Source organism: Streptomyces actuosus, assembly GCF_016921115.1.
Classification (GTDB): Bacteria; Actinomycetota; Actinomycetes; order Streptomycetales; family Streptomycetaceae; genus Streptomyces; species Streptomyces actuosus_A.
Genome location: NZ_JAFFZS010000040.1, coordinates 23,814 through 47,551, shown reverse-complemented (window position 1 = coordinate 47,551; position 23,738 = coordinate 23,814). Strand labels below are relative to the sequence as shown.

General features: G+C 69.7%; 16 protein-coding genes and 2 pseudogenes. 10 read left to right on the top strand and 8 right to left on the bottom strand.

The window, feature by feature from the left end; translation table 11 throughout:
* The first annotated feature begins 110 nt into the window (after positions 1–110).
* The gene (locus JS756_RS31240; RefSeq protein ID WP_307791258.1) at positions 111–932 is read left to right on the top strand and encodes an IclR family transcriptional regulator; all 822 of its coding nucleotides are present in this window, start codon (positions 111–113) and stop codon (positions 930–932) included.
* A 576-nt stretch (positions 933–1,508) separates the two neighbouring features.
* Here the strand turns inward: JS756_RS31240 and JS756_RS31235 are convergent.
* The 6 genes from JS756_RS31235 to JS756_RS31210 form a co-directional block, all read right to left on the bottom strand.
* Complete coding sequence (locus tag JS756_RS31235) at positions 1,509–1,790, bottom strand: hypothetical protein (RefSeq protein ID WP_205386627.1); 282 nt, start codon at positions 1,788–1,790, stop codon at positions 1,509–1,511.
* A gap of 12 nt (positions 1,791–1,802) precedes the next feature.
* A complete protein-coding gene (locus tag JS756_RS31230; protein ID WP_205386626.1) occupies positions 1,803–4,613 on the bottom strand; it encodes a hypothetical protein in 2,811 nt (936 codons plus the stop codon).
* An 18-nt stretch (positions 4,614–4,631) separates the two neighbouring features.
* The gene (locus tag JS756_RS31225; protein WP_205386625.1) at positions 4,632–5,180 is read right to left on the bottom strand and encodes an NUDIX hydrolase; all 549 of its coding nucleotides are present in this window, start codon (positions 5,178–5,180) and stop codon (positions 4,632–4,634) included.
* A gap of 4 nt (positions 5,181–5,184) precedes the next feature.
* Entirely contained in the window at positions 5,185–6,597 is a 1,413-nt protein-coding gene (locus JS756_RS31220) for a hypothetical protein (RefSeq protein ID WP_205386624.1), read from the bottom strand.
* Entirely contained in the window at positions 6,594–9,611 is a 3,018-nt protein-coding gene (locus JS756_RS31215; protein ID WP_205386623.1) for a hypothetical protein, read from the bottom strand. Before JS756_RS31215 ends, JS756_RS31220 begins: the two co-directional genes overlap by 4 nt.
* Positions 9,612–10,007: 396 nt before the next feature.
* Positions 10,008–10,268 (bottom strand): hypothetical protein, encoded by a 261-nt coding sequence (locus JS756_RS31210; protein WP_240204630.1) that lies wholly within the window; start codon positions 10,266–10,268, stop codon positions 10,008–10,010.
* On the opposite strand from JS756_RS31210, the pseudogene JS756_RS31205 reads away from it, so the two are divergent.
* From JS756_RS31205 to JS756_RS31180, 6 genes and pseudogenes are all read left to right on the top strand, one after another.
* Positions 10,255–10,696, top strand: a pseudogene (locus JS756_RS31205) (ATP-grasp peptide maturase system methyltransferase); the annotation flags it as partial. The gene JS756_RS31210 and the pseudogene JS756_RS31205 overlap by 14 nt on opposite strands.
* Positions 10,697–10,925: 229 nt before the next feature.
* Positions 10,926–13,397, top strand: a complete 2,472-nt coding sequence (locus tag JS756_RS31200) for a SpoIIE family protein phosphatase (protein WP_240204629.1) — start codon at positions 10,926–10,928, stop codon at positions 13,395–13,397.
* A gap of 91 nt (positions 13,398–13,488) precedes the next feature.
* Positions 13,489–13,947 carry a recombinase family protein gene (locus JS756_RS38135; protein ID WP_205386622.1) on the top strand — a complete coding sequence of 153 codons (459 nt, stop codon included), beginning with the start codon at positions 13,489–13,491 and terminating at the stop codon, positions 13,945–13,947.
* A complete protein-coding gene (locus tag JS756_RS31190) occupies positions 13,842–14,780 on the top strand; it encodes a hypothetical protein (protein WP_205386621.1) in 939 nt (312 codons plus the stop codon). The genes JS756_RS38135 and JS756_RS31190 overlap by 106 nt, the downstream gene beginning before the upstream one ends.
* 470 nt (positions 14,781–15,250) lie before the next feature.
* The gene (locus JS756_RS31185) at positions 15,251–15,718 is read left to right on the top strand and encodes a hypothetical protein (protein ID WP_205386620.1); all 468 of its coding nucleotides are present in this window, start codon (positions 15,251–15,253) and stop codon (positions 15,716–15,718) included.
* A gap of 273 nt (positions 15,719–15,991) precedes the next feature.
* On the top strand, positions 15,992–17,236 hold the full coding sequence (locus tag JS756_RS31180; RefSeq protein WP_205386619.1) for a protein-glutamine gamma-glutamyltransferase: 1,245 nt from the start codon (positions 15,992–15,994) through the stop codon (positions 17,234–17,236).
* 501 nt (positions 17,237–17,737) lie between these two features.
* Here JS756_RS31180 and JS756_RS31175 read toward each other — a convergent pair.
* Positions 17,738–18,376, bottom strand: a pseudogene (locus JS756_RS31175) (transposase); the annotation flags it as partial.
* Between the two features lie 408 nt (positions 18,377–18,784).
* Between JS756_RS31175 and JS756_RS31170 the strand changes: the two are divergent.
* Positions 18,785–19,933 carry a Glu/Leu/Phe/Val family dehydrogenase gene (locus JS756_RS31170; protein ID WP_307791256.1) on the top strand — a complete coding sequence of 383 codons (1,149 nt, stop codon included), beginning with the start codon at positions 18,785–18,787 and terminating at the stop codon, positions 19,931–19,933.
* 11 nt (positions 19,934–19,944) lie between these two features.
* Positions 19,945–21,345 carry a 2-oxoadipate dioxygenase/decarboxylase gene (gene hglS / locus JS756_RS31165; RefSeq protein ID WP_205386646.1) on the top strand — a complete coding sequence of 467 codons (1,401 nt, stop codon included), beginning with the start codon at positions 19,945–19,947 and terminating at the stop codon, positions 21,343–21,345.
* Positions 21,346–21,684: 339 nt separating this feature from the next.
* Here hglS and JS756_RS31160 read toward each other — a convergent pair whose 3' ends face one another.
* A complete protein-coding gene (locus JS756_RS31160; protein ID WP_275892756.1) occupies positions 21,685–22,626 on the bottom strand; it encodes a LysR family transcriptional regulator in 942 nt (313 codons plus the stop codon).
* A 622-nt stretch (positions 22,627–23,248) separates the two neighbouring features.
* On the opposite strand from JS756_RS31160, the gene JS756_RS31155 reads away from it, so the two are divergent.
* Positions 23,249–23,464 (top strand): type 2 periplasmic-binding domain-containing protein, encoded by a 216-nt coding sequence (locus JS756_RS31155; protein WP_205386617.1) that lies wholly within the window; start codon positions 23,249–23,251, stop codon positions 23,462–23,464.
* The last annotated feature ends 274 nt before the right edge of the window (positions 23,465–23,738 follow it).

The following is a 23,738-nucleotide window of genomic DNA, read 5'->3' as shown; positions in this document are numbered from 1 at the left end:
CCGCCCCCTGAGGGAGAGCCGCCCCGGGAGATACTTGCCGGTTCGGCGGTGGTCCGGCACCCCTGGTTTCATTGAATGGACCCATCCGGCGCGATCCGCGGAGCTTGAGCGTGAACGACCACAACGACAGCAACGGCGCCAACCAGGCGAGCTCGCACGTGCGAGGACGCCGCCCGGCCCGCGGCGAACCCCTGCTGGACCGGGCCTTTCGCCTACTCGCCTGTTTCGGGCCGGACACGCGCGTGCTGTCATTGACCGCTCTGGCCGCCCGGGCTGGCTTACCCAAGGCCACCGCGCTGCGCCTGGCCCGCCAACTGGTCGGCCAAGGCGCGCTGGAGCGCACCGACGATGGCCACTACACCATCGGCTTACGCCTGCTGGAGTTGGCCACCCTCGCCCCACGCGGCCACGGCGTGCGCGCCGCCGCCCTGCCCCACCTGCACGATCTCCACCACGCTACCTGCCAACACGTGCAGCTCGTGGTGCGCGAAGGTCTGGCGGGCGTCCTGGTCGAGCGACTGTCCGCCCACAACGCGAAACGCATCATGTACCGCGTCGGCGGCCGCCTCCCACTCAATGCCACTGCACCCGGACTGGTCCTGCTCGCCTTTGCCCCCGCCGAGGTGCAAGATGACTTCCTCGTCGGCGAGGGGCCGACCGAGGAGGACGACTCACACCCCACCGGCGAGGCGCTGCGGGCTGAGCTTGCTGCCATCCGCCGCGACCGGTACGCGGTGTTCTCCCGCCGCCAATGGGACACCGAGATGACCGGGGTGGCCGCCCCCATCCTCGACCGGCACGACACCACCGTCGCCGCCGTCTCGGTCGTCACCCCGTCCGAGACCATCCAGCCGGCGGCGCACATCCCCGCTGTGGTCACCGTGGCCCGCGCCATCAGCCGTGCCCTGGCCACCAGCAGGGAGACCTATTGATCCGAAACGGTCTGGGTTCTGGGTCGTTGGGGGGGGGTGTGCGATCTGGTGGGGGACGCACGGCATCTGTCGCCGTCGGCGCGGGCGGCCCTTCGGCTGAGGGCGGTGGCCGCGTTGGTGGCGAGGCGGGACCGTGAGGACGTAGCCGCAGTCTTCGGGGTGTCGCTGAAGGCGGTCGACGGTTGGGTGGGCGACCTCGTCGTGAAGCGGTAACGGGGGCAGCCAGTTGAAGAGATTCTGTGACCAGGGGTGGCGGTTCGCCTACGGCGACACCGCGTTCCTCGGCGCATCCAGCATCATGATCGAACGCTATCGCTATCGCGGAGCACGTATCCCGACTCCGTGGACCATCGGCTCGGCAGCCGGAACCGGCTGACCGCAGGGCAAGACACGTGGACAGCCGGATGCGTGGAGACACGCACGTCCGGTTCGGGCCGGCGGCTCGGGGAAACGGAACGACGGCAACGTCGTCACCGCGCCCCGAGCCGACCGCACAGGGAAACAGGGGGCCACCTCCCCACATTCAAGGGGGCTGAAAAGCGACACCAGGGAGTCCAACTGCGTGCGATATCGGCGTCATTCCCTTGAGCGGGTTCCCAGCCATTCGGCGCTCTCCCCCTTGGCCAGGGAGGCCACGGCCAGGTAGAGGAAGAACCCGGCTGCCAGGCCGATGGCGTACCAGGAGAACAGGCTCGTCTCCTCGAACAGGGACACGACACCCCCGCCACCGACGACCCCGACCACGGCGCTGATGTCCTTCAGCGATGCCTTGTCCTCCCGCCGCCGCAGCGTTCGGTAGGTGATCCATCCGACGACCAGTCCGAAGCAGGCCGCACCGACAGCGTCGACGATCTTCACGAGCCCTCCCCGTCAAGCCATTGCGCTCTTGAGGCGCAGATCTCCGAAGCAATGTGCGGTATAGGTGAGCCCGAGCAGGTTGTTCTTGCGCAGCAGCCGGATCCGTACCGAGTGCAGGGCCTGTCCGACGGTTTCACCCTTGCCGAGAGCTGCCCAGAACTCCTCGGCCACTTCGGTCGCAAGGTGCGCCTCGACCTCCGTCTCTGTACCCACCACTCCGGCGGCGTAGAGGAAGGCGAACGTCTCGACGAAGTCGAGCCACGTCGCGGACGGTTCCCCCGCCGCGGTGGCGCAGCCGTTGATGAACACCAGGGGCCCCACGTGTTTCCAGTACTCCAGAGGTTCGCGAGAGTCGTCCAATGCCCGCAGGCGGCCGGGGGTGATGCCGGGCTTCGGAGGCGTCGGGAGCATCAGGCAGGGGTCTTGAAGACCCTTGCTGTGCGGATCCGGGCCGCAGTGGCAGCAGAAGTAGACCAGAGACGGGGGAGTCGAGCGCAGTTGATCCATGAACTGCTGTCCGGTCTCGGTGAAGTGGACCGCGTCGGAGCCCACGGCATCGCCCAGGGCCCGCCGGTGACGGTCACGCAGACCGTCCGAAAGGTCAACCGCCGCGACCATGACGGGGTGCCCGGCGGGCCGGACGGTCTCCGAGACGAACGGGCGGCCCCCGTCCCGGTGGGGCGGCGCGTCGATGTTGTGCCGTATGCCCCAGAAGCCGAAGGGGCACAGGAAGTTTGCGGCTGAGGCCCCTCTTCTGTCCGGATGCTGATCGGCGCGAGGACAGACCCTTGTCTCGGCGGCAGGGTCCAGGTCGTCCAGCTCGTCGATCACAGAGCAGTACGTCACCGCTTCCTCGGAGCCGTAGTACGGCAGGTCGTAGACCAGGGACCATGGTATGTAGGGGCATTCCCGCACCGAATAGGCTATCTGCACGTTCCTGGACGGGCGCAGGGCTTCCGTGACCGCCTGACGGTCGGCGGCGGTACTGAAGAGTCCGTCCCACAGGCGCCTGCCCACTGTGGCCAGTTCGGCGAGATCCCTCGTGAACTCCTTCACGCTCTTGCCGTTGTCCCGGCCGAGCAGATTGCCTCCCGACCTGCCCTTCTTACCCTCCCGCATGTGGATCCGGGTGAGGGTGCTGCGGCAGGACTCCACCAGGGGCTCCAGCGCCCGTCCGGGCCTGACCGTGACCGACCGCGTGGCGGACCCGCTGCCCTGGTTCACGGTGACATGCCAGGTACCGTCGGCGCCCTTGAGTTGCACGATGCCCGCATCACGTGGCGACAGGGCTTCCAGCCCTCTCAGTCCTCCCGTCAGGTCCCAGGCGAGGGACACCCGTTGCGGATGCCCCGGCTCCTCCCGGTCGAGGATCCGGAAGTCGGCCCTGAGGCACTGCAGCACGTTTCCCTGGTAGAGGACCTCCACCCCCAGCCGTGCAGGACCCAGCTCCGGCGGCGCGGTCACAGGGATGAACAGCCAGCGTCCCTGCTGGTCGGCGGTGCACTGATGCGGTCGGCCAGGGGTGCACGGACAGACCCACGAGGGCCCGTGCTCGGGCAGGAAGAGCCGGGACGCCCCCGCCGGGGGCCCTGCTGATGTCGTGGTGAAGTCGATGTCGATGACACGGACATCGAGCCAATGTCCGCCGTGGGCAGTCGCCGGCAACTCCTCCACCGGAAAAGGCACGGGATGGTCGACGGCCGGGCCGGAGAGATCCCGGCCGCCGATGTTCAGACGCAGTTCATATGTCGCGCCACGGCGCAGGGAGCAGGTAGCGGGCAAGGGGTTCCGTGAGGAGGGCCAGACCATACGGGCGTTGAGGAAACGCTCTTCGCCTCGCGGTCCGTCCTGTCGCCCGCTGCCACCCAGCTGGACGGTCCGCGTCACCGGATCACTGCTCTCCCGCCGCGCGGCCTCCGCCCGTACGGCATCTTCCCGCATCAGCCGCAGCATGGCCCCACTGTCGGCCTCCGCGCCGAATGGAACCGCGATCCTGTCGAGCCGTGCGCCCAGCCGGTGCGAGGCAAGCAGTTCGGCGGCCGGCCCTCTCCAGTCGCCGTCCGCCCAGATGACGTTGTCCAGCACATGCGCAGCCCATGCCTCGCCGAGCCGCGCCTCCTGCACCCGGGAGGCGACAAGCCTGCGCTGCGGGTTGGGCAACGCCGGTACGACGTGGGCGATCAGGGCGGCTGCTCGCCATTCCGGCCCGCCGTCGAGGGCAGCCGCCACGGCTCGAAGTGCGGCCTCCTGAAGCGGGCCGATGTGGGGCACCGGGCCGGCCGACAGGCGGGGTCTGCCTCGGACGACCAGCAGTGGCAGCAGAAACGCCAGCATCAGGTCGCTCTCGGGCCGCGCGTCCGGCAGGGTCCGCCACGCCTCGACGGCGCCGACGGCGTCCTCGAGGCGCAGGCCGCTCCTCAGCGCGACGGTGCCGGCCGCGTCCGGGCTTCCGCCCAGATCCTCCACCGACAGGGGGCTCACACTGGTGCGGACGCGGGCGGACAACAGGGTGCGTGCCGATGGGCTCAACGAGTCCGACCGCTTGTCGACCAAGGCGCAGGCCGGCTGGTCCAGGTGGCGCAACAGCCCGGGCAGGGCGTCGACGAGCGGGGCCAGCTCCGCGGCGTCGGCGCCGTGCCGGCGCACCAGCACCTCGGCGACCGCGTCCGCGAGGCCCGGCCACTGAAATGGCGCGAATCCGCTGAGCGCCGTCGCCGTCTCCGCGGTGTCCCGCAGCTCACCGGTGTTCACCCGCTCCGCCAGCCACGGAAGGAGCGACGGCTCGGGCGCTCCGCCCCCCAGTAGCACCGACAGTTCACTCACCTTGCAGACCCCTGTCGCTCACTTCGTGGGCAGCAATCCGCGCAACTCGGCCCGCAGGAACGCCGCAAGGGTGAAGCCGTCACGGATCTCGTCCGTCGCGATGGCCTCACGAAGCCGGGACACCGGCCACCACTCGAACCGGTCGACCTCGCCATCCATGGCATCGAGGTTGCGATGCCCGTTCACCCTGGCCAAGAAGAGACGTACCCCCCCGGCGGACAGGCCGCTGTTGGGCACCACCGTGCCCAGAGGGACCCATGTGTCGGCACTCAGTCCGGTCTCCTCACCGAGTTCCCTGGCTGCGTCCGTCTCCGGGTCGGGTGTCTCCCCGAATCCTCGGGGCAGTTCCCAGACGTCGTCGTCCAGCACGATCCGGTACTGCCTCACCATTCCGATGTGCTCGCCCCACAGGGGCAGAACGACCACGCCGGGCACGCCCCCCGACTCCACCAGCCGCAGGCGCTGGGAGGAGGACTCACCGGACACGATGTCGTCCAGGTACACCTGAAGCCAGGGATCATGCGCGAAGGCGGGCTCTGTCGCGCGGATGACGTGGTCGGGTCGCACGTGGTCACCTCTCGGTCGATTCAGCGGGATACAACTGGCCCGTTGCCAGCGGCGGGGCCGGCGGGGAGCTTCCCTGCGGATCCGGCGACGCCCCGCCGGACAGCTCGGGAATCCATTGGTCCAGCCTGTACACCTGAGCCGACCCCGCCAGGGTCGCCTCGATCGCCATGGAGCGGGAGACGTTCTTCACCGACCCGGGCAGCATCGCGCGCAGGAGCTGCAGGTGGCGCTGCCAGGCGTCGTCCAGCTCGGCAGGAACCCACGCGTCACCGCCGCGACCGGACAGGTAACGAAGCCGTTCGCAGGACTGGTTCCAGGCGTGTTGGAGGGACTCGTCCGTGGTCCGGTGCTCGAAGTAGGCCTCGAAGATCGCACTCATCCCGATCACCAACTGCTCCTGGCTGGGGAGCCCCACCGCGTCACGGACCCGGCTCAGCTGTCCCTGGAGGGCGGGCCTGCCGTGAGGGTCCATGCCCTGCCTGGACCGGAGGAAGGCAAGGGCCAACTCGTTGCTCTGCTGCACGCCGCGCTCCCAGCCTACGCGCGGGGGCGAACTCAGATAGGCGTCCATGGCCTCCGCGGAAGCGGCGAGCACGGCGTTGTAGAGAGTGTCGACGAACTCCTGCACCCGGAGGTCGATGGGGCCGGCGGCATAGATGTCCGGTTCGTGGACCCAGCTGCGGTTGTTGATGGAGGGGTGCGGGTTTTCGGGGTCGTTCCCCATCTGGGTCCGTATCGCATGGCGAATGTCGTTCGCCAGTTCCGTGGGGACACCGGCGGCCGCGGACAGCACGTCCATGGCCTTGTCGTCGACCGCTGCGAAGCCGGCCACGTGGTCGGCGAGTGCGTAGCCGGGCCGATGCCGCGCGCAGGGCAGTTCACGGCCGCCGCCCGCCAGTGCGTAGAGCCTGCGGAACGTCTCGAACTGCCGTCCCATCGTGCCGTCCCGTAAGAATCCCGGTAGCAGCGGCGGCAGGGTGTCACCACGCCGCAGGGTGTCGAGCAGTCGGGCCATCTCCTCACGGGCGTCGGGCTGGTCGTCGATCTCCGGCCATGCCGACAGGACGAACTTGCGCGCGCCTCCGGAGCGCCGCAGCTGGTCCGCCGCCGCACCGAGCAGGCTGACCCCGCCCGGTGCGGCGCCGGGCGCCCACACGCGCAGTTCGAAGGGGGACAGCCGCTGCCTGTCCTCCTCCGGCATCGGCCCCGCCGACACCTGCAGGGCGTCCAGTATCACGCCGGCGAACTCCAGGAAGCTGGCGGAATCGAAGGCGTATGTGTTGGCGACAGCGAGCTTGCGGCCCATCAGCAGGCTCGCCAGCGCCTCCAACTGCGGCTGGATCAGATGGGCCTCCGAGGACGTACTTCCGGTGCGCACCGAATCGAAGGACTCCACGAAGAGTGTGGCTCGGCTCACGACTCGCTCCTTGATCTGAGATAGATGACCGGTACTGCGGCGCCTCCCGGATGACCGGTTCGGATGTACGCGCCGAGCCCCTGTGCAAAGGCCCGGTCCGGAGGGAGCCCGTCGGCGTGAGCGCGTGTGAAGTCCTCCACCAGGACGGAGACCATGCCGGTCATCACGGTCCGCCGCATGGCCACCACCGTCTCCACGCCCGCCTCGATCAGCAGCCGGGCCGCCCGCGTGGACTCGCAGCCGACCAGCACGACGAGCCGGGGCGGCCCTCCGGCCCGCACCCAGCCGACGAACTGTTCCAGATCGGTGTTCGTGTTCGTGCCCGTGCCGAGCTCGATGCCGGTCTCGCCGCAGTGTGCCCAGATGTGGAGGATGTCGCACGGCGGCAGTCCCCCCGGGTCGGGGCCTGGGGCCTCTTTCACCCCGATTCCTTTCGGGGCGAGGCGTCGGCCCAGCCGCACCATGTCCGTCCGGACGGCAGTCAGTGCCCTGTCGCTGCCGATCCGGTACATCAGCAGTTGTCGTCCGTGAGCGGCATGCGGGGGGAGCGGCTGCGCAGTGGAGAGTCGGGCCACGGAACGCACCGTGGTGATCGGCGGCTCCTGGAAGCAGAGCAGACCGGTGTCCCTGTCGTGCAGCAACTCCCAGGGCACGGCGTGCAGCGCTTTCACGTCCGGGATGTCCCATCGCAGTCGGACCTGTCGGTCCGGATCGGGTCCGCGGGCCCGATCCACCGCCGCCGCGAGCCCGGCGGCCCATACCTGCTCTCCCAGCCGTTCCGCCCGATCGGCCGCTTCGGCCAGGACCTGCACGTCCTGGCTGTCCGCGTCGTGCCACAGCCGGCCCAGCCCGTCGTCCCGGGGGTCGGGCCGGGAAGGGACGGCCCCGAGGGTGATCCCCCGGCGGGCCGGGAGATCCCACCGCAGCAGGCATCGGTGGTCGTCGTCCTGTGCGACCCGCACCATGACTTCGCCCGACGTATCCGAGGAGGAGGCGGCCGGCATGACGTCGTACACCTCCAGCTCCGTGTCGGTCCCGACCAGCACGTGGCCCTCCCCCAAGCCCACCACGCGTCCCGTCACGGGCCACCGGGCCCGTACACCGCCGGCCGGTTCCATCATCTGCAGGCCATGCACGGGATGGATGGTGACGAGTGTGCCGTCCTCGCCGACGGCCGCCCGCGTCCCGGCCGGCATGCCGGCAACGGCTGGTTCGACTTCGCCGTCCGGGGTGACACGGACTACCGAGACGTAGCCCGTGTCGTCGGTGCCGCTGAGGCAGAACAGACTCCCCTCGGGAGCCCAGCCGAGGACGGTGTGTCCCGGAAGGAACGCGGGGTACGTCCGGCGGCGACCACGGTGCGTGCCGAATGTCAAAGCACCCGAGTAGTCCAGGGCCGCGATACCGTGACGGGCGCTGACCGCAACGCTGGTGACCGGCGAAGGATGCCTCCACAGCTCACGTACCACCTTGTCCCCGGCGCACACCGCCGACCCGAGCGCGTACACCGGTGGAGCATCGGGCACGGCCCCGACGGCGGTGCAGGCGCCGGCGGCCTGCGGCTCGGGGCTGTGTCCCAGCCGCCACTCGTAGAAGCCGGTGTCGGTGGCGGCCAGCCAGGTCTGCCCGGCGCTGCCGGGCTTCGCAACCAACTGGTGCACCTTGCCCGGGGTGCAGAACCCGCGCTCCCTGACCCGGCCTCTGCCCTCATAGAGGCGCAGCCCGCCGCCGATCGTGCCCACGGCGACCCGGTGCGGGGCGTCGGCCGCCACAGCCACGGCTGTGATGCGGTCGTCCGGCTCCCGCGCCGTCTCGAGCCCCCACCGGGTCGGGTCCGTGTCCCACAGCGTGATCTCCCGCTGTTCGGCGCACGCCAGGCGCTCCTCGTCGAGGAAGACGACCGCCGAGGCGTCGGCCGGAAGAATCTGCAGTGCACCGTCGTGGCTCGGGTCACGTACCTCCAGCCGTCCGTCCGCACCGCAGACCGCGAGCCGGCCCTCGTCCGACAGGGCCATTGCACGCACCCCGGAACGCTGCACCAGGCGCGCCGACCCGTCCGTTCCCCAGATCACGAGCATGCCGTCGCTCCACGCCTCGGCCAGTCGTCCTGCCCGTCCGGCGACGGTGTCGATGTACTCGTGAGCATGGTCGGCCCAGGGCCGCGGAGGCGGTGCGGACGCCTTCATCGTGACGGGCGCCGCACGCGGGTCGTCCCGGGCCGGTCCGGGTTGCGATTCACCGGCCATCCGGAACCGTGCTCCGCCGTCCGCCCACTGGGCATCGAGCGTCCCGTCCGCCAGCCAGGCGAGCAGGCGAACCCTGGTGTCGCGTGCGCCCCCGATGTCTTCGAGCCGCTCGGGCCCCGGGCCCACCTGCACCGCGCCGGTTTCCGTACCGAGCGCCATCCAACCGTCGGCCCTCAGGGCCACGGCGGTCACGGCCGCGTTCGTGCCGCCCCGTACGGTCCCCCGGTGCGCGCGGCTTCCGAACAACTCCCAGCCACCGTCCGGGCCTCCGGCCAGTACCTCCCGTCCATGCCCGGCCACGGCGTGGACGGGCCCGCGGAGACGGCCCACGCGCCGCAGAGCGTCCCCCTCCCAGGACTCCACGCATCCCGACGCGGTACCGACGGTGAAACCGGGATCCGATGCCTCCCGTCCGGTGCAGGGCCCCAATGCCGTGACCGGCGAGTCGGTCACGGCAGTTGTGATCAGGCGGTCTTCGGGGGCCACGGTGGTCCACCGTAGCCGCGGATAGCTCTCTCCCAGAGCTTCCAAGCAGGCCACCGCCCGCCGTTCACCGACGGCCTCACCACGCTCCACCGCGGCCCTGAGCAGCGACAGCGCGGCCGTCTGCACACCTGGCGGACCGTCCGGGCCCGTCCATCCCCCGACCCGTGCGGCGACGAGCGCGACCACGGACTCCGGAAGGCCGCGGCCCAAGAGGAAGGACTCCCAGTCCTCCGGCGGACCGAGCCCTGGCACCGAGGTACCGCTCAGTGAATGCCCCGTCATCGTGCTTCCCCCGTGACGACAGCGGACGAGTGCGCTGACCCGGCACCAAGTATGCGAGTGGCACGGCGCGAGCACCAGAGGAACACTCATGGCACGTCCGTTCGACATGGCGCGCGGCAGGTCGTCCGCGCCCCCGGTTGCAGTCGCTCTCGCGGTCGGCGAGCGCGGCCCCGCCGGGCTGCGGCCCGATCGAACGGGCAGCCTCGGCGTTCTCACCGCCCGCCAACCGACGCCCAGCAGCCGCTGCCCGCCCGGCCCGGTACCCGCCCGGCCCGGGACGCCCGTCTCAGGCGGCGTGCGGCTGCCACGCCTCCTGGAAAAGCCGGCGGGCGCGGTACGGGCGGGAGCGGACGGTCCCCACGGGCAGGGAGAGCGTCGCCGCCGTCTCGTCCTCGTTCAGGCCGTAGAACCGCAGCGCGAGGACCCGCGATGCTGTTCGGAGAGCCGGTCGAACACGTCGTTGATGTGCACGGCGTCCAGCGGGTTCTCCAGCGGGCCGGAGTCCACCTGGAGACTGGCGGCCTCCTCGCGCAGCCGCTTGGCGGTGCGGACGGCCTCGCGGGTCGTGACGGCGCGGACCCAGCCGTAGAAGGCGGCGGGTGCGCGCAGTGAGCCGAGGCCGCGGCAGATGGCCAGCAGTAGCACGGTGTCGTTCATGTCCGTGCGCACGCACGCGGCGCCGGCGTTCGGCAACCCCACCCACTGGGCCGCAGGGCTGCGGCCGGAGACGGGCCGGGCGGCCCGGCACAGCCTCAAGCGGATCACGGCGGCTTCCGAGGAGGCGTTCCACCTGCGGTTCCTCGCCCAGTGCGCCGCTCCGGACGCGCAGATGACGACAGTCGGCGAGCTCGTGCACCTGGTCGACGTCGTGACCGGCTCCGCCGCCACCCTCACCCCGACCGGCGACCGGTGGGAAGCCCGTGAGGGCGGCCTTATGCGGCTGTGGGACCGGATCGAGCGCGTGCTGTCCGGCGTACGACAAGGCGGGTCCACCCGGGCCGGCGACGTTCACCCTGCACGTCCACGACGGCGGGCAGCACCTGCGACACCCGCACCTGCCCGGCCTGCGGCTGCCCAGGCCCTGATCCGGACCTACCGGGAGACTCCGGAGCCCGGGCGGGGAACGTGACGGCCCCGCCCGGGCTCCGGTCGTGCTCGGTGCCAGCTCAACGGTTTGTGATCTTGCCCGGGGTGTCCCGGGGATCTCAGGCGTAGCCGCAGCCGGATCGCGACGACGGGCCTTGCGAGCTGTGATCGATGCGTCTCGCTGGGTTGGGCCTTGGACCGGCGGGCTGACCTGGGCACACTGGAACCATGCGCGAAATGGTCGTCGGCGGGATGGCAGAGCGTGAGGATCTGCTCGCTGCAGCCGTCGTCGAAGCCGTGGCGGGAACCGACGCGTACGCGGGGAGCGTTTTTCTCCGCTCCCGCGACCGTCGGTCGATCGTGCTCGCCGCGACGTGCGGGGTGCCGCCTTCGCTGCTCGGTGGCTGGCACCTCATTCCGGTGAGCAGTCCCATCCCGGTCGCCGCAGCCTACAGCTCTGGGCGCACGGTCCACCTGGCCGACGCCGACGAGACGATGCGCCGGTTTCCTCAGCTCGCGCTGGCTCTGCCGTACGCCTTCGGATCCTGCTCCGTGCCGGTAGGCGCAGGTGAGGAGAGCTTCGGGGCGCTGGCGATCGTCTGGGCGGCGTCACCCGGCAGCGAAGGGCTGTCCAGGGCCCAGCGCCGCCGCGTGCGGACCATCGCCAAACGGCTCGGTGCTTCCCTCGCCGATCTCCGCGCCCGTACCGGCGATCCCGTCGAGTGCGACCCGCAGACGATTCCCGTGGAGACCCCAGCGCCATCGGCACCGGCCATGAGGGCCGGCCTTTTCGACTGGGACCTCGTCACCGGCACCGTCACCGTGGACGACGAGCTCTGCGCGATCTTCGGTCTCGCCCCCCGTGCTTTCGACGGACGAGCCGATACGCTGGCTTCCTGCTTGCACCCCGGTGACCGCGCCGCCCTTCGAGCGGCCGCCCGCGCGGCAACCGCCGAAGGCCGGATCAAGTCGTGGCGCCTGCGCATACGGGATCGCGGGGACGGCGGCGAGGGGTATCGCACGGTCGAGTTGTGGGGCCGCGCATCGGGGACCGACGACGCGCGGGCACACACCCACCTGGTCGGCACGGTCGTCGACATGCAGGCTGGCAGCGCGGCTGTCGCCGCGGTCGAACGGCTGCGGGACGGGGTGTTCTCCCTCGCCCCCGAGGGGCGGGTCACCTACGCCAATCACAGTGCTCTGCAGCTGCTGGGCGTGCGCGGCGACGAGTTGCGGGGGCAGTTCCTCTGGGACGTGCTGCCGTGGCTCTCCGATCCCGACATCGAGTTCCGGCACCGGTCCGCGATGATCTCGCAGGCGCCGGTCTCCTTCCTGGCCCGTCGGCCGCCCGACCGGTGGCTCGCCTTCTCCCTCCATCCGGAAGCGGACGGAGTGACCGGCCGGGTGGTGCCCTCCGGTCGTCCACCCGCGACCTCGACTCCATCAGCCTCCTCGGCCGAGACGGCAACCGTTGGCACATCGGCGCGCCTGGGCGTCATGTACCACGTCTTGCAGCTGGGCAGCGCGCTGACTGAGGCGGTCACCGCCCGCGAAGTCTGCGAAGTCATCTCCGACCAGCTCCTGCCAGCCTTCGGAGGCCAGCAGTTGGCGATCTACGTGGTCCGCGATGGAACGATGCGTCTGCTCTACCACACCGGCCACCACGAAGACTTCCTCGACTGGCTGGAGGGCGTACCGCTGCATGCCTCCCTGCCCGGTACGGAGACCCTGACCTCCGGCGCTCCGCGCTTCATCGAGTCGCAGCAGGACCTCTCCCAGGGCTACCCGGGCATCCCCACAGGCGAAGTGAGCTCTTGGGCGTATCTGCCACTGATCGCCTCCAACCACCCCGTCGGCACCTGCGTCCTCGGTTTCGACGAGATCCACCGATTCACGGAGAAGGACCGCGGCGTCCTCACCGCACTCGCCGGTCTGATCGCCCAGGCTCTGGAACGAGCGCGGCTCTACGACTCGGAGTCAGCCCTCGCGCGCGGCCTGCAGCAGGCGCTCCTGCCGCACCGTCTGCCAGTAGTCCCAGGTATCCGCACCGTCGCGCGCTATCTGCCCGGCACCAGGGGAATGGACATCGGTGGCGACTGGTACGACGTAATCCCCACCGGTGGTGGGGTCTCTCTTGTCATCGGAGACGTGGAGGGGCACAGCATCGCCGCGGCGGCCACCATGGCCCAGCTGCGCAGCGCCGTACGGGCCTTTGCCGCCGTAGGCCATACGCCCGGCGACGCGATGGCGGGCGCCAACCGGACCCTCATCGACCTCGATCCCGGGCTGCTGGCCAGCTGCTGCTACATCCACGTCGAACCCCACGGCCACCACGCCGACGCCGTTACCGCGGGCCACCCCCCACCCCTGCTCCGCCGACCCGACGCGACGACCAACGCCCTTGCACTGGACGTCGGCCCACTCCTCGGTGTCGATTGCGCAAGCGCCTATCCGACAACCCGGATCGACCTCCCGCCGGGGTCCGTCCTCGCCCTCTACACCGACGGACTGGTCGAGGAACGCGGTGCCGACATCAACGTGGGGATTGACGGCCTGCGAACATCCCTGGCCCACGCCCCTGCGGACTCACTGGACGAACTCGCCGACCGGCTTCTGCACAGCGCCCGGGGCTCCTCGTACCGAGCCGACGACATCGCCCTGCTGCTCGCCCAGTACGGTTCCGACCACAGCGCCAGGTGACGCCTGATCACGGTGTCACGACATCCAGTTGGGCATCCGGCTGTGTGAGGGACCGGACAAGGGCACCCTGGAATGGTGAAGGCCGAACCGGATGACGCTGCAGAACCTGCTGCACAATCCCGCCTATGCCGGGATCTACGCCTACGGGCGGCGCCGGGTCGACCCGCGCCGCCAGGACCCGGCCAGGCCGAGCACCGGACGGGTCGTCCGCTCCCGGGACGGATGGCATGTGATGATCCCGAACGTCCTGCCCGCCTACATCACCGTCGCCCAGTTCGAGGCGAACGAGGCGAAGCTGGCGGCCAATCGCGCCCGCGCCGAAGCCATGGGGCGCCATCCGGGGCGGCCCCGCGCTCGCGGCCGGGCTGGTGCACTGCGGACGCTGCAACCGGCGCATGAGCGTGCGCTACCACACCCAGCACAGCAAGGATCCTGCCCGAATACGTGTGCGCCCGGGACAAGACCAACTCCGGCGCGCAGAAGGGCTGCCTGCTGCTCAACTCCGCCTGTGTGGACGCCTTCGTCGAGCAGCAGGTCCTGGCGGCACTGACGCCAGCCGCCGTCGAGGTGTCCCTGCGCGCGGCCGACCAGGTCCTGGCCGAGCGGGCCGAGCTGGAACGGCTGTGGTTGCAGCGGCTGGGACGCGCCGCGCAGGACGCCGACCGGGCACGCCGCAGCCATCACCTCGCCGAGCCGGAGAACCGCCTGGTCGTGCGCCAGCTGGAAAAAGCGTGGGAGGACGCACTCGCCGTCCAGCAGCAACTCCGGGAGGACTACGACCGCTTCGCCCGCAGCAGTCCGCGCATCCTCACTCCGGCCGAGCGGCAGACCATCACGGCTCTGGCCGGCGACATCGAGGACCTGTGGCGCGCGGACAGCACCACGACGGCGGACCGCAAGGAGATCGTCCGCGCGGTCGTCGACAAGGTCGTCGTCACCGTGCACGGCACCAGCGAGCGGGTGAACGTCACGATCGTCTGGGCCGGCGGATCGACTACGGCGGGAGAGGTCATCCGCCCGGTCCAGCGGTTGGAACAGCTCAGCCACTACCCGCAACTGACCGATCGGATCCGCGAACTCGCAGGCCAGGGCATCTGCGCCAGCAGAATCGCGGATCTCCGCAGCCACCGTCCGCGACCTCATGCGCCGCCTCGCCCACCCCGCAGGCCGTGTCCACCAGCACCGTCCCGCACCACCCGGCGAGGAGCCCGGCCCCAACGAGTGGTGGCTCAAGCACCTGGCCGCCGAACCGGACATGACCACCTCCACCCTCTACGCCTGGAGTCGGCCGCCGGGGGCGGTGGAAGCCGTGCAGCCACCGGCGCCGAGCCACGTGCTGTCCGAGCGTCCTCGCCCGCGCCGCGGACACAACACAAGTCGTGAACGTGTTGCCGGTTCGGAGAACGGCGTGATCCGGTGCGTCAACGGCTGCCGCTTCGGTAGGTGACCGCTGCACACGGGATTCTCTGCACGAGACGATCTCGTCGAAAACACCTCGGCCCGGCACCGACCGCGCCGACACAGGACCTGCACCTCGGACCTATGTCAGCCTATTGACCTGCGATTTCGAGTTGGCGGAGGCTCGCTCCTCGTACCGGTCGGTGACGACGTCATCGTCCGCACTGCGGGATGCCCGACCACATCAGTACCGACCTCGCGGGGAACCACACGTCAGGAGCGGAGAAACGCTGCCGCATCGTGCCGCCTCCCCGTTCGACTGGTTCGGATAAACGGCTAGATATCGCCCTTCATGCCGGAGTGGCCGATTTTGAAGCCGTGGTGTTGCCGGGGAATCAGCACACAGACATGATCACCACTCGTAACGACCTGCTCACTCACCCAGGAGCTGAGACGTGATACGTCGAACCGCTCTCCGCGCCCTCACTGGCGTCGCCGTGACCGCGACCCTCGTCCTGCCTCTCACTCAGGGAGCCCAGGCGGCCGCCCCGGAAGCCGCCGCCACGATCAACGCGGACGACTTCAACCCCTTCCGCGGGATGGAACTTGATGGCATGCGAGCCGACTTCCAGTTGATGTGCCCCGCGGACCACTGTGCGGGCTTCTGGTCTCTGGCCCTGACGGACGACGTCATGCAGCAGGAGTTCGAGGGCCGCAAGTTCTTCGTCTACGCCCCGGCCACGGGTGAGTTCGGCTTCCTCCTCGATACGGACATCGTCGTGCGCACGGTCGATCACCCCAGCCAGGTCCGCCTGGTCGACACCGACGTCATGCGCTCCCACCCGCGTACCGAGGTCCGCTACGGCGACCCCGGTCACCCGGACCGGGCCGGCGTCGTCGCCACGGCGACGACCTTGATGTAGCGAGCCGACCGGCCCGGCGGTCGGACACCAAGTCGCACTCAGCCGCAGGGCAGCCACCACGGTGACGACAAGCCACGAACGCAACACCTCCGCCTTCTTTCCCGTCCGCCGCGTCTCCTTCCTCCTCGCGGCGCCGCCTTCGCGCCTTCGGCGCAACGACGCAGGACAGTGCGTCCCGGGCCCTGAGCGACAGCTCGCCGAACCCCTCCATCGGGTCGCGCCCCTTGCGTGCCTTCGTTCCATGAGTTTCACCACAAGGGAGTCATCGATTCTATGAATCAACGTCAGAGCTTCTTCACCTTCGCCGCTTTGGGTGCGGTCTTGTGCACCACCGGATTCATGCCGTCGGCCAGCGCGGCCGACAGCAGCGGCGCCGAGGAATGGAAGGCGTCCTATGCCGAAACGCATGGCCTGACGGCGGAAGACGTCAAGAACATCAATGCACTCAACGAAAGAGCTCCGTCTCTGAGCCGGCCCGGCAAGTCCCCGGCAGACTTGTCGCCGAGCGCCAGCGCCTTCTCCCGGGCCTCCGGCAGGGAAACCCCTCCCGCCGAGCCGCTCGACAGGATGCCTGACGCGTACCGCGCCTACGGGGGCAGGGCCACTACCGTCGTCAACAACTACATACGCAAGTGGCAGCAGGTCTACAGCCATCGCGACGGCAGAAAGCAGCAGATGACCGAAGAGCAGCGGGAGGAGCTGTCCTACGGTTGTGTCGGCATCACCTGGGTCAATTCGGGCCCCTACCCGACGAACAGGCTGGCCTTCGCGTTCTTCGACGAGAGCAAGTACCAGACCGACCTCAAGAACTCCAGGCCCCGCCCCAACGAAACACAGGCGGAGTTCGAGGGACGCATCGCCAAGGACAGTTTCGACGAGAGGAAGGGTTTCAAGCGGGCGCGCGATGTGGCGTCCATCATGAACAAGGCCCTGAATAACGCCCACGACGAGGAAGCCTACCTCGGGAACCTCAAGAGAGAGCTCGTGAACAAGAATGACGCTCTGCTCTACGAGGACAGCCACTCGAACTTCTACTCGGCATTGAGGAACACACCGTCCTTCAAGGCAAGGGACGGAGGCAACTACGACCCGTCCAAGATGAAGGCGGTGATCTACTCGAAGCACTTCTGGAGCGGGCAGGACTGGTGGGGCTCATCTGAAAAGAGGAAGTACGGCGACCCGGACGCTTTCCGCCCCGACCAGGACACGGGCCTGGTCGACATGTCGAAGGACAGAAACATTTCACGCAGTCCCGCCAAGCCCGGCGAACGATGGGTCAACTTCGACTACGGCTGGTTCGGGGCGCAGACCGAGGCAGATGCCGACAAGACCATATGGACCCACGCCAATCACTATCACGCGCCCAACAGCGACGTCGGCCCCATGCGCGTATACGAGAGCAAGTTCCGGAACTGGTCTGCCGGGTACAGCGACTTCGACCGCGGAACCTACGTGATCACATTCATACCCAAGAGCTGGAACACCGCCCCCGCCAAGGTGGAGCAAGGCTGGCGGTGACGGAACCTGTGGGAGCACGTTGAGCCGCTGCCGCCGAGGAAGCAGCGCAAGGCTACGGCAGCCGAGTCGTCAACCGCTCCCGGGCTGTCGCCCCCGAGGCCCGCGGGTCTCGGGGGCGACAGCCCGGCCCATCGACAATGCGACCGGCCGGGAGCATCCCCGCGGGCGCGGGAGCGTCACGAGGACGCCGGCCAGGGAGAGCGGACCAGGCCTTCGGCTTCGGTCGCGGCACGATGAAGCCGCGTGCCGGTCGGAACCTGCGTGTCACGGGAGCTGGACTGCTGAGACCGCCACAACGCAGCCGCGAGCCACGCGTACCGCGGGTCGATCCACTCCTTCATTCAGGTCATCTCCAGAGGCTCACACGCTATGGCCACTCCGGCTTGAGCATGGAGCGGATGCCGCAGGATGAGGTGTGCTGGCACCTCGCCGCCACGGACACGAGGCCTGTCTGCCGCGCATGAGCGGCGGTGGAGGGCCGCCGCGCACAAACAGGGAGCGGACGGCCATGGCCACGTACACAGGGCGGTTGGCGACCTTGCCATCGCGAATCTTCACGTTGATGGCGTCCACGAAGACCACGGGGTAGACGCGATCGAGCGGGCGCGCCTGACATTCGGTCATGCCCTCCATCACCTTGTCCGTGATCGTGGTGATGGTCTGCCTGGACACCTCCGCCCCGTACACCTCGGCGAGATGAGCCGATATCTCCCCATGGGTGAGGCCCTTCGCCGACAGCGAGAGCACCATCTCATCCACACCGGTCAGACGGCGCTGCCGCTTGCGGACGATCTGCGGCTCGAAGGTGCCGGCGGTGTCGCGCGGCACCCTCACCTCGACCGGGCCGACATCGGTCAACACGGTCTTCGACCGCGTGCCGTTCCGGCTGTTGCCGCCGTTCCGGCCAGCCGCGTCGTGCTTGCCATAGCCGACGTGATCGGTGATCTCGCCCTCCAGCGCGGACTCCAGCACCCGCTTCGTCAACTGCTGCAGCAGCCCGCCCTGACCGGTCGGCCGCAGCCCGTCGGAGCGGGCACGGTCGACCAGCATCGCGATCAACTGCTCGTCCGACACCGCCTCCGCGGCCGACCCGACGGCCGGCTCCTCCACGGCCTCGTGCTCGGTGATGGTCTCGCTCATCAGGCGTCTCCTTGATCAGCGGATCCGCCGTCTATTGGACACTCCCGCATTCGAACCGTCTCCCGGCGCTGACGTCCCGCAGGAGTCAGCCCGCCCCCATCCGCATACCTCACACCCAAGTGGATACAGCCCCCGCGCCAGGCCCAGCACGGATTTCAGGAAAGATCACCCTGACGAGCCGAAGCCAGTAGCGCGCCGGGCCGTTCGGACGCCACGGCGCGGCCCGTCCGCTCTGTCTCCCTCGGCTGCTTCCCTCTCGGGACACCGAAAGCCCTGATGCCGCACGCCTTCGAGACATAAGCATCGCTGATGGTCACCTGCGACAACCGTGTGCTGGCTCCCCTGTCCCGGCCGATACGAGACGGCAATCATGAAAGCTCTCGCCGAACGCCCGAGGAGTGTGCAACCTTGCCGAACGACGTGTTCGACCTCATGGACGAATGGGGCCCGGAGAAAGTGGTCTGTGTCTCCGACCGCCGAACCGGGATGCGGGGCGTCCTGGTCCTCGACAACACCGCCCGTGGCATGGGCAAGGGTGGCACGCGGATGAGTCCCGACCTGCGCGTGCTGGAAGTCGCGCGGCTGGCACGGGCCATGACCTGGAAGTGGGCCGCGGTCGACCTCTTTCATGGAGGGGCGAAGGCGGGCATACTCGGTGACCCGAACTCCCCGGACAAGGAACGCATCCTGCGCGCCTTCGCACGCGCCCTGTCCAACGAGGTGCCCGGCGAGTACGTCTTCGGCCTCGACATGGGCCTCAACGAGACCGACGCGGCGATCTTCCTGGACGAGCTGGGCGACCGCGGCGCCGCCGTCGGTCTGCCGCGCGCACTCGGCGGCCTGCCCTACGACGAGCTGGGTGTGACGGGATACGGCGTCGCAGAGGCCACCGACGCCGCCGCCCAGAGCATCGGGATGACCGTCGCCGGCGCCCGTGTCGCACTCCAGGGCTTCGGCGCCGTCGGCCTGGCCACCGCACGCCGACTGGCCGAATTGGGCGCGGTCGTGGTCGCCGTGTCCACCGCGCGCGGCGCCGTCCTCGATCCCGACGGGCTGAACATACCCCGGTTGGCGGAGCTGCGCGCAGTCCACGGCGACGACTGCGTGCTGGAGTACGGCGGCGCCGTCGACACGGATACCGTGCTCACCGCCGACGCCGACATTCTTATCCCGGCCGCGCGCGAGGACGTCATCGACAAGGACCGGGCTGGCACCACCTCCGTACGCCTCATCGTCGAGGGCGCCAACCTGCCCACCACCCCGGCCGCGCGTGACGTGCTTCACCAGCGCGGCATCGCCCTGGTACCCGACTTCATCGCCAACGCGGGCGGCATCGTCGCCGCCGCACACTCCATGGACGCCCGCTACTCGCCCTTCACCGTCGACCCCGACGACGTCTTCCCCATGATCTCCACCAAGATGCGCGCCAACGCCGCCACCGTGCTCGCCGAGAGCGCCCGGCACGACGTACCAGCACACTATGCCGCCCAACTTCTCGCCCAGGAGCGGGTGCGCGAGGCGATGCGGCTGCGCGGCCAGTACAACCCCGGAAGGTGAAACCCATGCGCATTGTCGATTCCACCGAGTTGCGGGCCGGCTTCGCGGCACGCCTGTCCACGCTCTACGGCACGGAAGTGCCCGCGTACACCACGCTGGTCGATGTCTCGCACCAGGTGAACCAGCGGGTCATGCGGCGTGACCCCGAGGCCGCCCAACGGCTGGGCACCATCGAGCGCGTCACCGCCGAGCGGCACGGCGCCGTCCGCGTCGGCAGTCCCGTCGAGCTGGCCCAGGTGGCGCGGATCTTCGGTGCGCTCGGTATGCATCCCACCGGCTTCTACGACCTGCGCGACGCCCACCCGCGGCCGATCCCGGTGATCTCCACCGCCTTCCGCCCCACCGACCGGGCCGAGCTGGCCCGCAACCCGTTCCGCGTCTTCACCTCGATGCTGGTGCCCGAGGACCGACGGTTCTTCGACGACGACCTCGCAGGACGGCTGCGCACCTTCATCGGCAACCGCCGCCTCTTCGACGACGAACTCCTCTCTCTCGCCGACCGTGCCGAGGCCGAGGGCGGTCTGGAGGAAACCGAAGCCGGCCGTTTCCTCACCCTCGCGGCCGCCGCCTTCGCGCTCTCCCCGGAGCCGATCGACCGGGCCTGGTACACCGAACTGGAGCGCGTCTCCGACGTCGCCGCCGACATCGGCGGTGTCATGTCGACCCACATCAACCACCTCACCCCGCGCGTGCTGGACATCGACGACCTCTACGCCGACATGAGCCGCCGTGGCATCGTGATGATCGACCGCGTCCAGGGCCCGCCGCGCTGGGAGGGCCCCGACGTGCTGCTGCGCCAGACGTCCTTCCGCGCCCTGTCGGAGCCGCGCCGCTTCCGTTGGGCGGACGGCAGCGTCCGCGGCGGCGAACTGCGGGTGCGCTTCGGCGAGGTCGAGGCGCGCGGTATCGCGCTCACCCCGGCCGGCCGTGACCTGTACGACCGGCTGGTGGCCACCGTGGACGAGCGCAGCGCCGCCCGGACGGAGCACGACCGCCAGGATGTCGCCGCCGAGGTGTGGCGCGAGAACATGCCGCGAACCGAGCGCGAACTCGCCGAGCGTGGGCTGGCCTTCTTCACCTACCGCGTCCGCGAGGACCGCCCCGTCGGCCCGCCGCCGGCCACCGCGTCCGCCACCGAGTTGATGGCGGGCGGCTGGGTGGATCCGGAGCCCATCGTCTACGAGGACTTCCTGCCCCGCTCGGCCGCCGGTATCTTCGCCTCCAACCTCACCGGCGGCGGCCGCGTGGACGCCGACCAGGGCGGCGCCGACCGCGACATGGCCTGGCTCTCCGGCGCCATCGGCCGCAAGATCCACGTACCCGAGGAGCTGTACCGGGCCGAGAGCGAGGCGTCACGGGAGGCGGTGCTCGGCGAACTCGGTGCCGCGCCCCGGTCGGCCTCGCACACGTAGGCGGTGCCCATGAGCAGGGTCCCGTCGATCCCCGTGACGGTGATCGTGGCGGGTGACCGGGGGACCGCCCGCGACCGTGTCGGCCCGGTCTCCGCGGCGCTGGCCGACGGCAGCCCTGCCGACTGCGTCGTCCAGACGCTCGGGCCAGGCCCGGCCGCACCGAGCCGGGCAAACCGGCCGTTCACACCTCGGTGGGCGTCGGGTGCACGATGCGACCGCGACCGCCGCGGTACTGTCGGCCGCCTGGGAACCGGGCGTGAGCAGGCTCGTCGAGTTGTCGTGGTCAAGTTCGTCGAGCCGTGACGGACGAAGCGGGTCCGGGCCGAGCCGCCCGCTTCGTCACGACGTCGCCGAGGTGGCGGCGATACCGATGGCGTCGACCGCGGTTTCGCGGGCGGAGGCGTGCAGCGCGGTCAGCATGGTCCTCCACACCCCCTCGGTGGTGGCCGGCGAGCGCAGCGCGACCACCTGACGGTAGGCGTCCTGATGGGCGAGCGGGGTACAGGAGACCCCTGGGCTCGGCGTGTAGCCCAGCGCCGGCACCACCGCCACGCCGAGCCCGGCGGCCACCAGGCCCTGCAACACGGCGTAGTTGTTGCTGCGGTAGGCCACCAGCGGCTCGAACCCCGCCGCCGCGCACAGCCGGCGCAGCATGGAGGCGGCCGACGTACCGGATCGGGTGCTGATCCAGGTTTCCTTGGCCAGCAGTTCGATCGACGGCCACTGGCTGCCGCCGGCCAGCGGATGGCCGGTGGAGGTGAGCAGTAGCAGATCCTCGGTGAGCAACTTCTCTGCGCACAGGCCCCGCGGCCAGCGCCGGGGCACCAATCCGTAGTGGTAGACCAACACGATGTCCAGCTCGTGGCTCTCCATCATCGGCAGCAACTCGGCCGGCTCACCCTCGTCGAGCTGCACGTCGACCTGCGGGTGGTCGGTGGTGAACGCCGACAGCGCTCGGGGCAGCAAACGCTCGCTCGCGGTGGGGAAGCTCCCCAGTCGCAGCCGACCCACCACACCGTCGAGCAGCAACTCGACGTCGTCTTCCAGAGCCCGCAGACTGCCCAGCGCCTCAAGGGACCGCCGGGCAATGAACTCGGCCGCCGGCGTCGGCCGGACGCCGTGCGCGCCCCGTTCGAAGAGAGGCGTGCGCACCTGCCGTTCGAGTGCGGACATCTGCTGGGAGACAGCCGAGCCGGTGTAGCCGAGCTGACGGGCCGCGTCGGCGAACGAACCGGTGCGCAGCACCGCCTGCAGGGTATGCAGATGGATGGGATTGAGCATAAGGAACACTAACCTCCGGCTCGCGCCAAGCCCAGTGCCGAGGCTATTTCTCCTGCCACGGTCACCGCCCTCGCATACGCGCGCATAGCGAGCGTGGATCTGGCGCCGATGATCGATTCAACCCCGATTACCTGGCGTTTTCCCTGCCGAAAAATGGGTGTAACAGGGGCACTGGGACGCGGCTTCACTAGCTGATTCCTGTACCCGAAGACTCTCTCACCACTCTGCCGCGCCCGCCACACCCAGCCCAAGCATCACTTATCGCAGCGTAATTCTTCCTGCGTCTTGAGCCACTTCCTGAAGAGTTAATCATTCGGGCAATGTGGCTCGCCAGACATCAGTCGCGTTGATCGCGACGGAGCCAGTGACGAAGAGAGCCCACGTGACCGACCGGGTGATGGACCAAGAGCTGCGGAGAGGGTCGGCCCCCGCGTGTTCAGCCCAGGCGTTCCCGCCGTCTCATCGGCCGATCCACGTCGAAGACGCCGGGTCGGCGACCGCCGCATCGCCTATCACCGGCGCCACGCTCGGGCCGGTTCCGCCCCGCAGGTCACCGACGCCACACCGGCCACGCCCGGCCGCGTCGCCACCGCCGCTGCCCGGTGGTCCACCGGGCGCCGTTGTGAAGGTCGCCGAATCCTTCAAGGAGGTCGCCGCCTCCACCGAGGGCGCGCAGTCCACCTTCCCCGTCCGGCAGAACAGCACGGACCTGCTGACGGCGCTCAACGAGGACATCGCCGAGCTGCGCGAAAACGGCCGATTGGCAGAGATCCTGAAAGCGAACGGACTGGACGAGTCTGCCGCCGAGCCCGGCGAGCCCCGTCTGATCGGCGGCTGACCAGCGAGACGCACGATGTACCGACAGCGCGAGGGGCGGACGGCCGGACCGCCCCTCCCCCGCCCGCACCGAGGCCCTGGCGGTCGGCGCAGTGGCGGGCGGCTCCGAGGTCGCCGCCGGACCGGCCGTCGTGGGCCGCACCGTGACCGTCCCGCGACGCGACACAGCCCTTGGTGCCGGTGCCTCCTTGGGCAACGCCGGACGGGCTGCTGCTCATCGGCGGACGGCCGCAGCACCCCGGGGCACCCTTGTCACCAGGCATGTAATGCCCAGG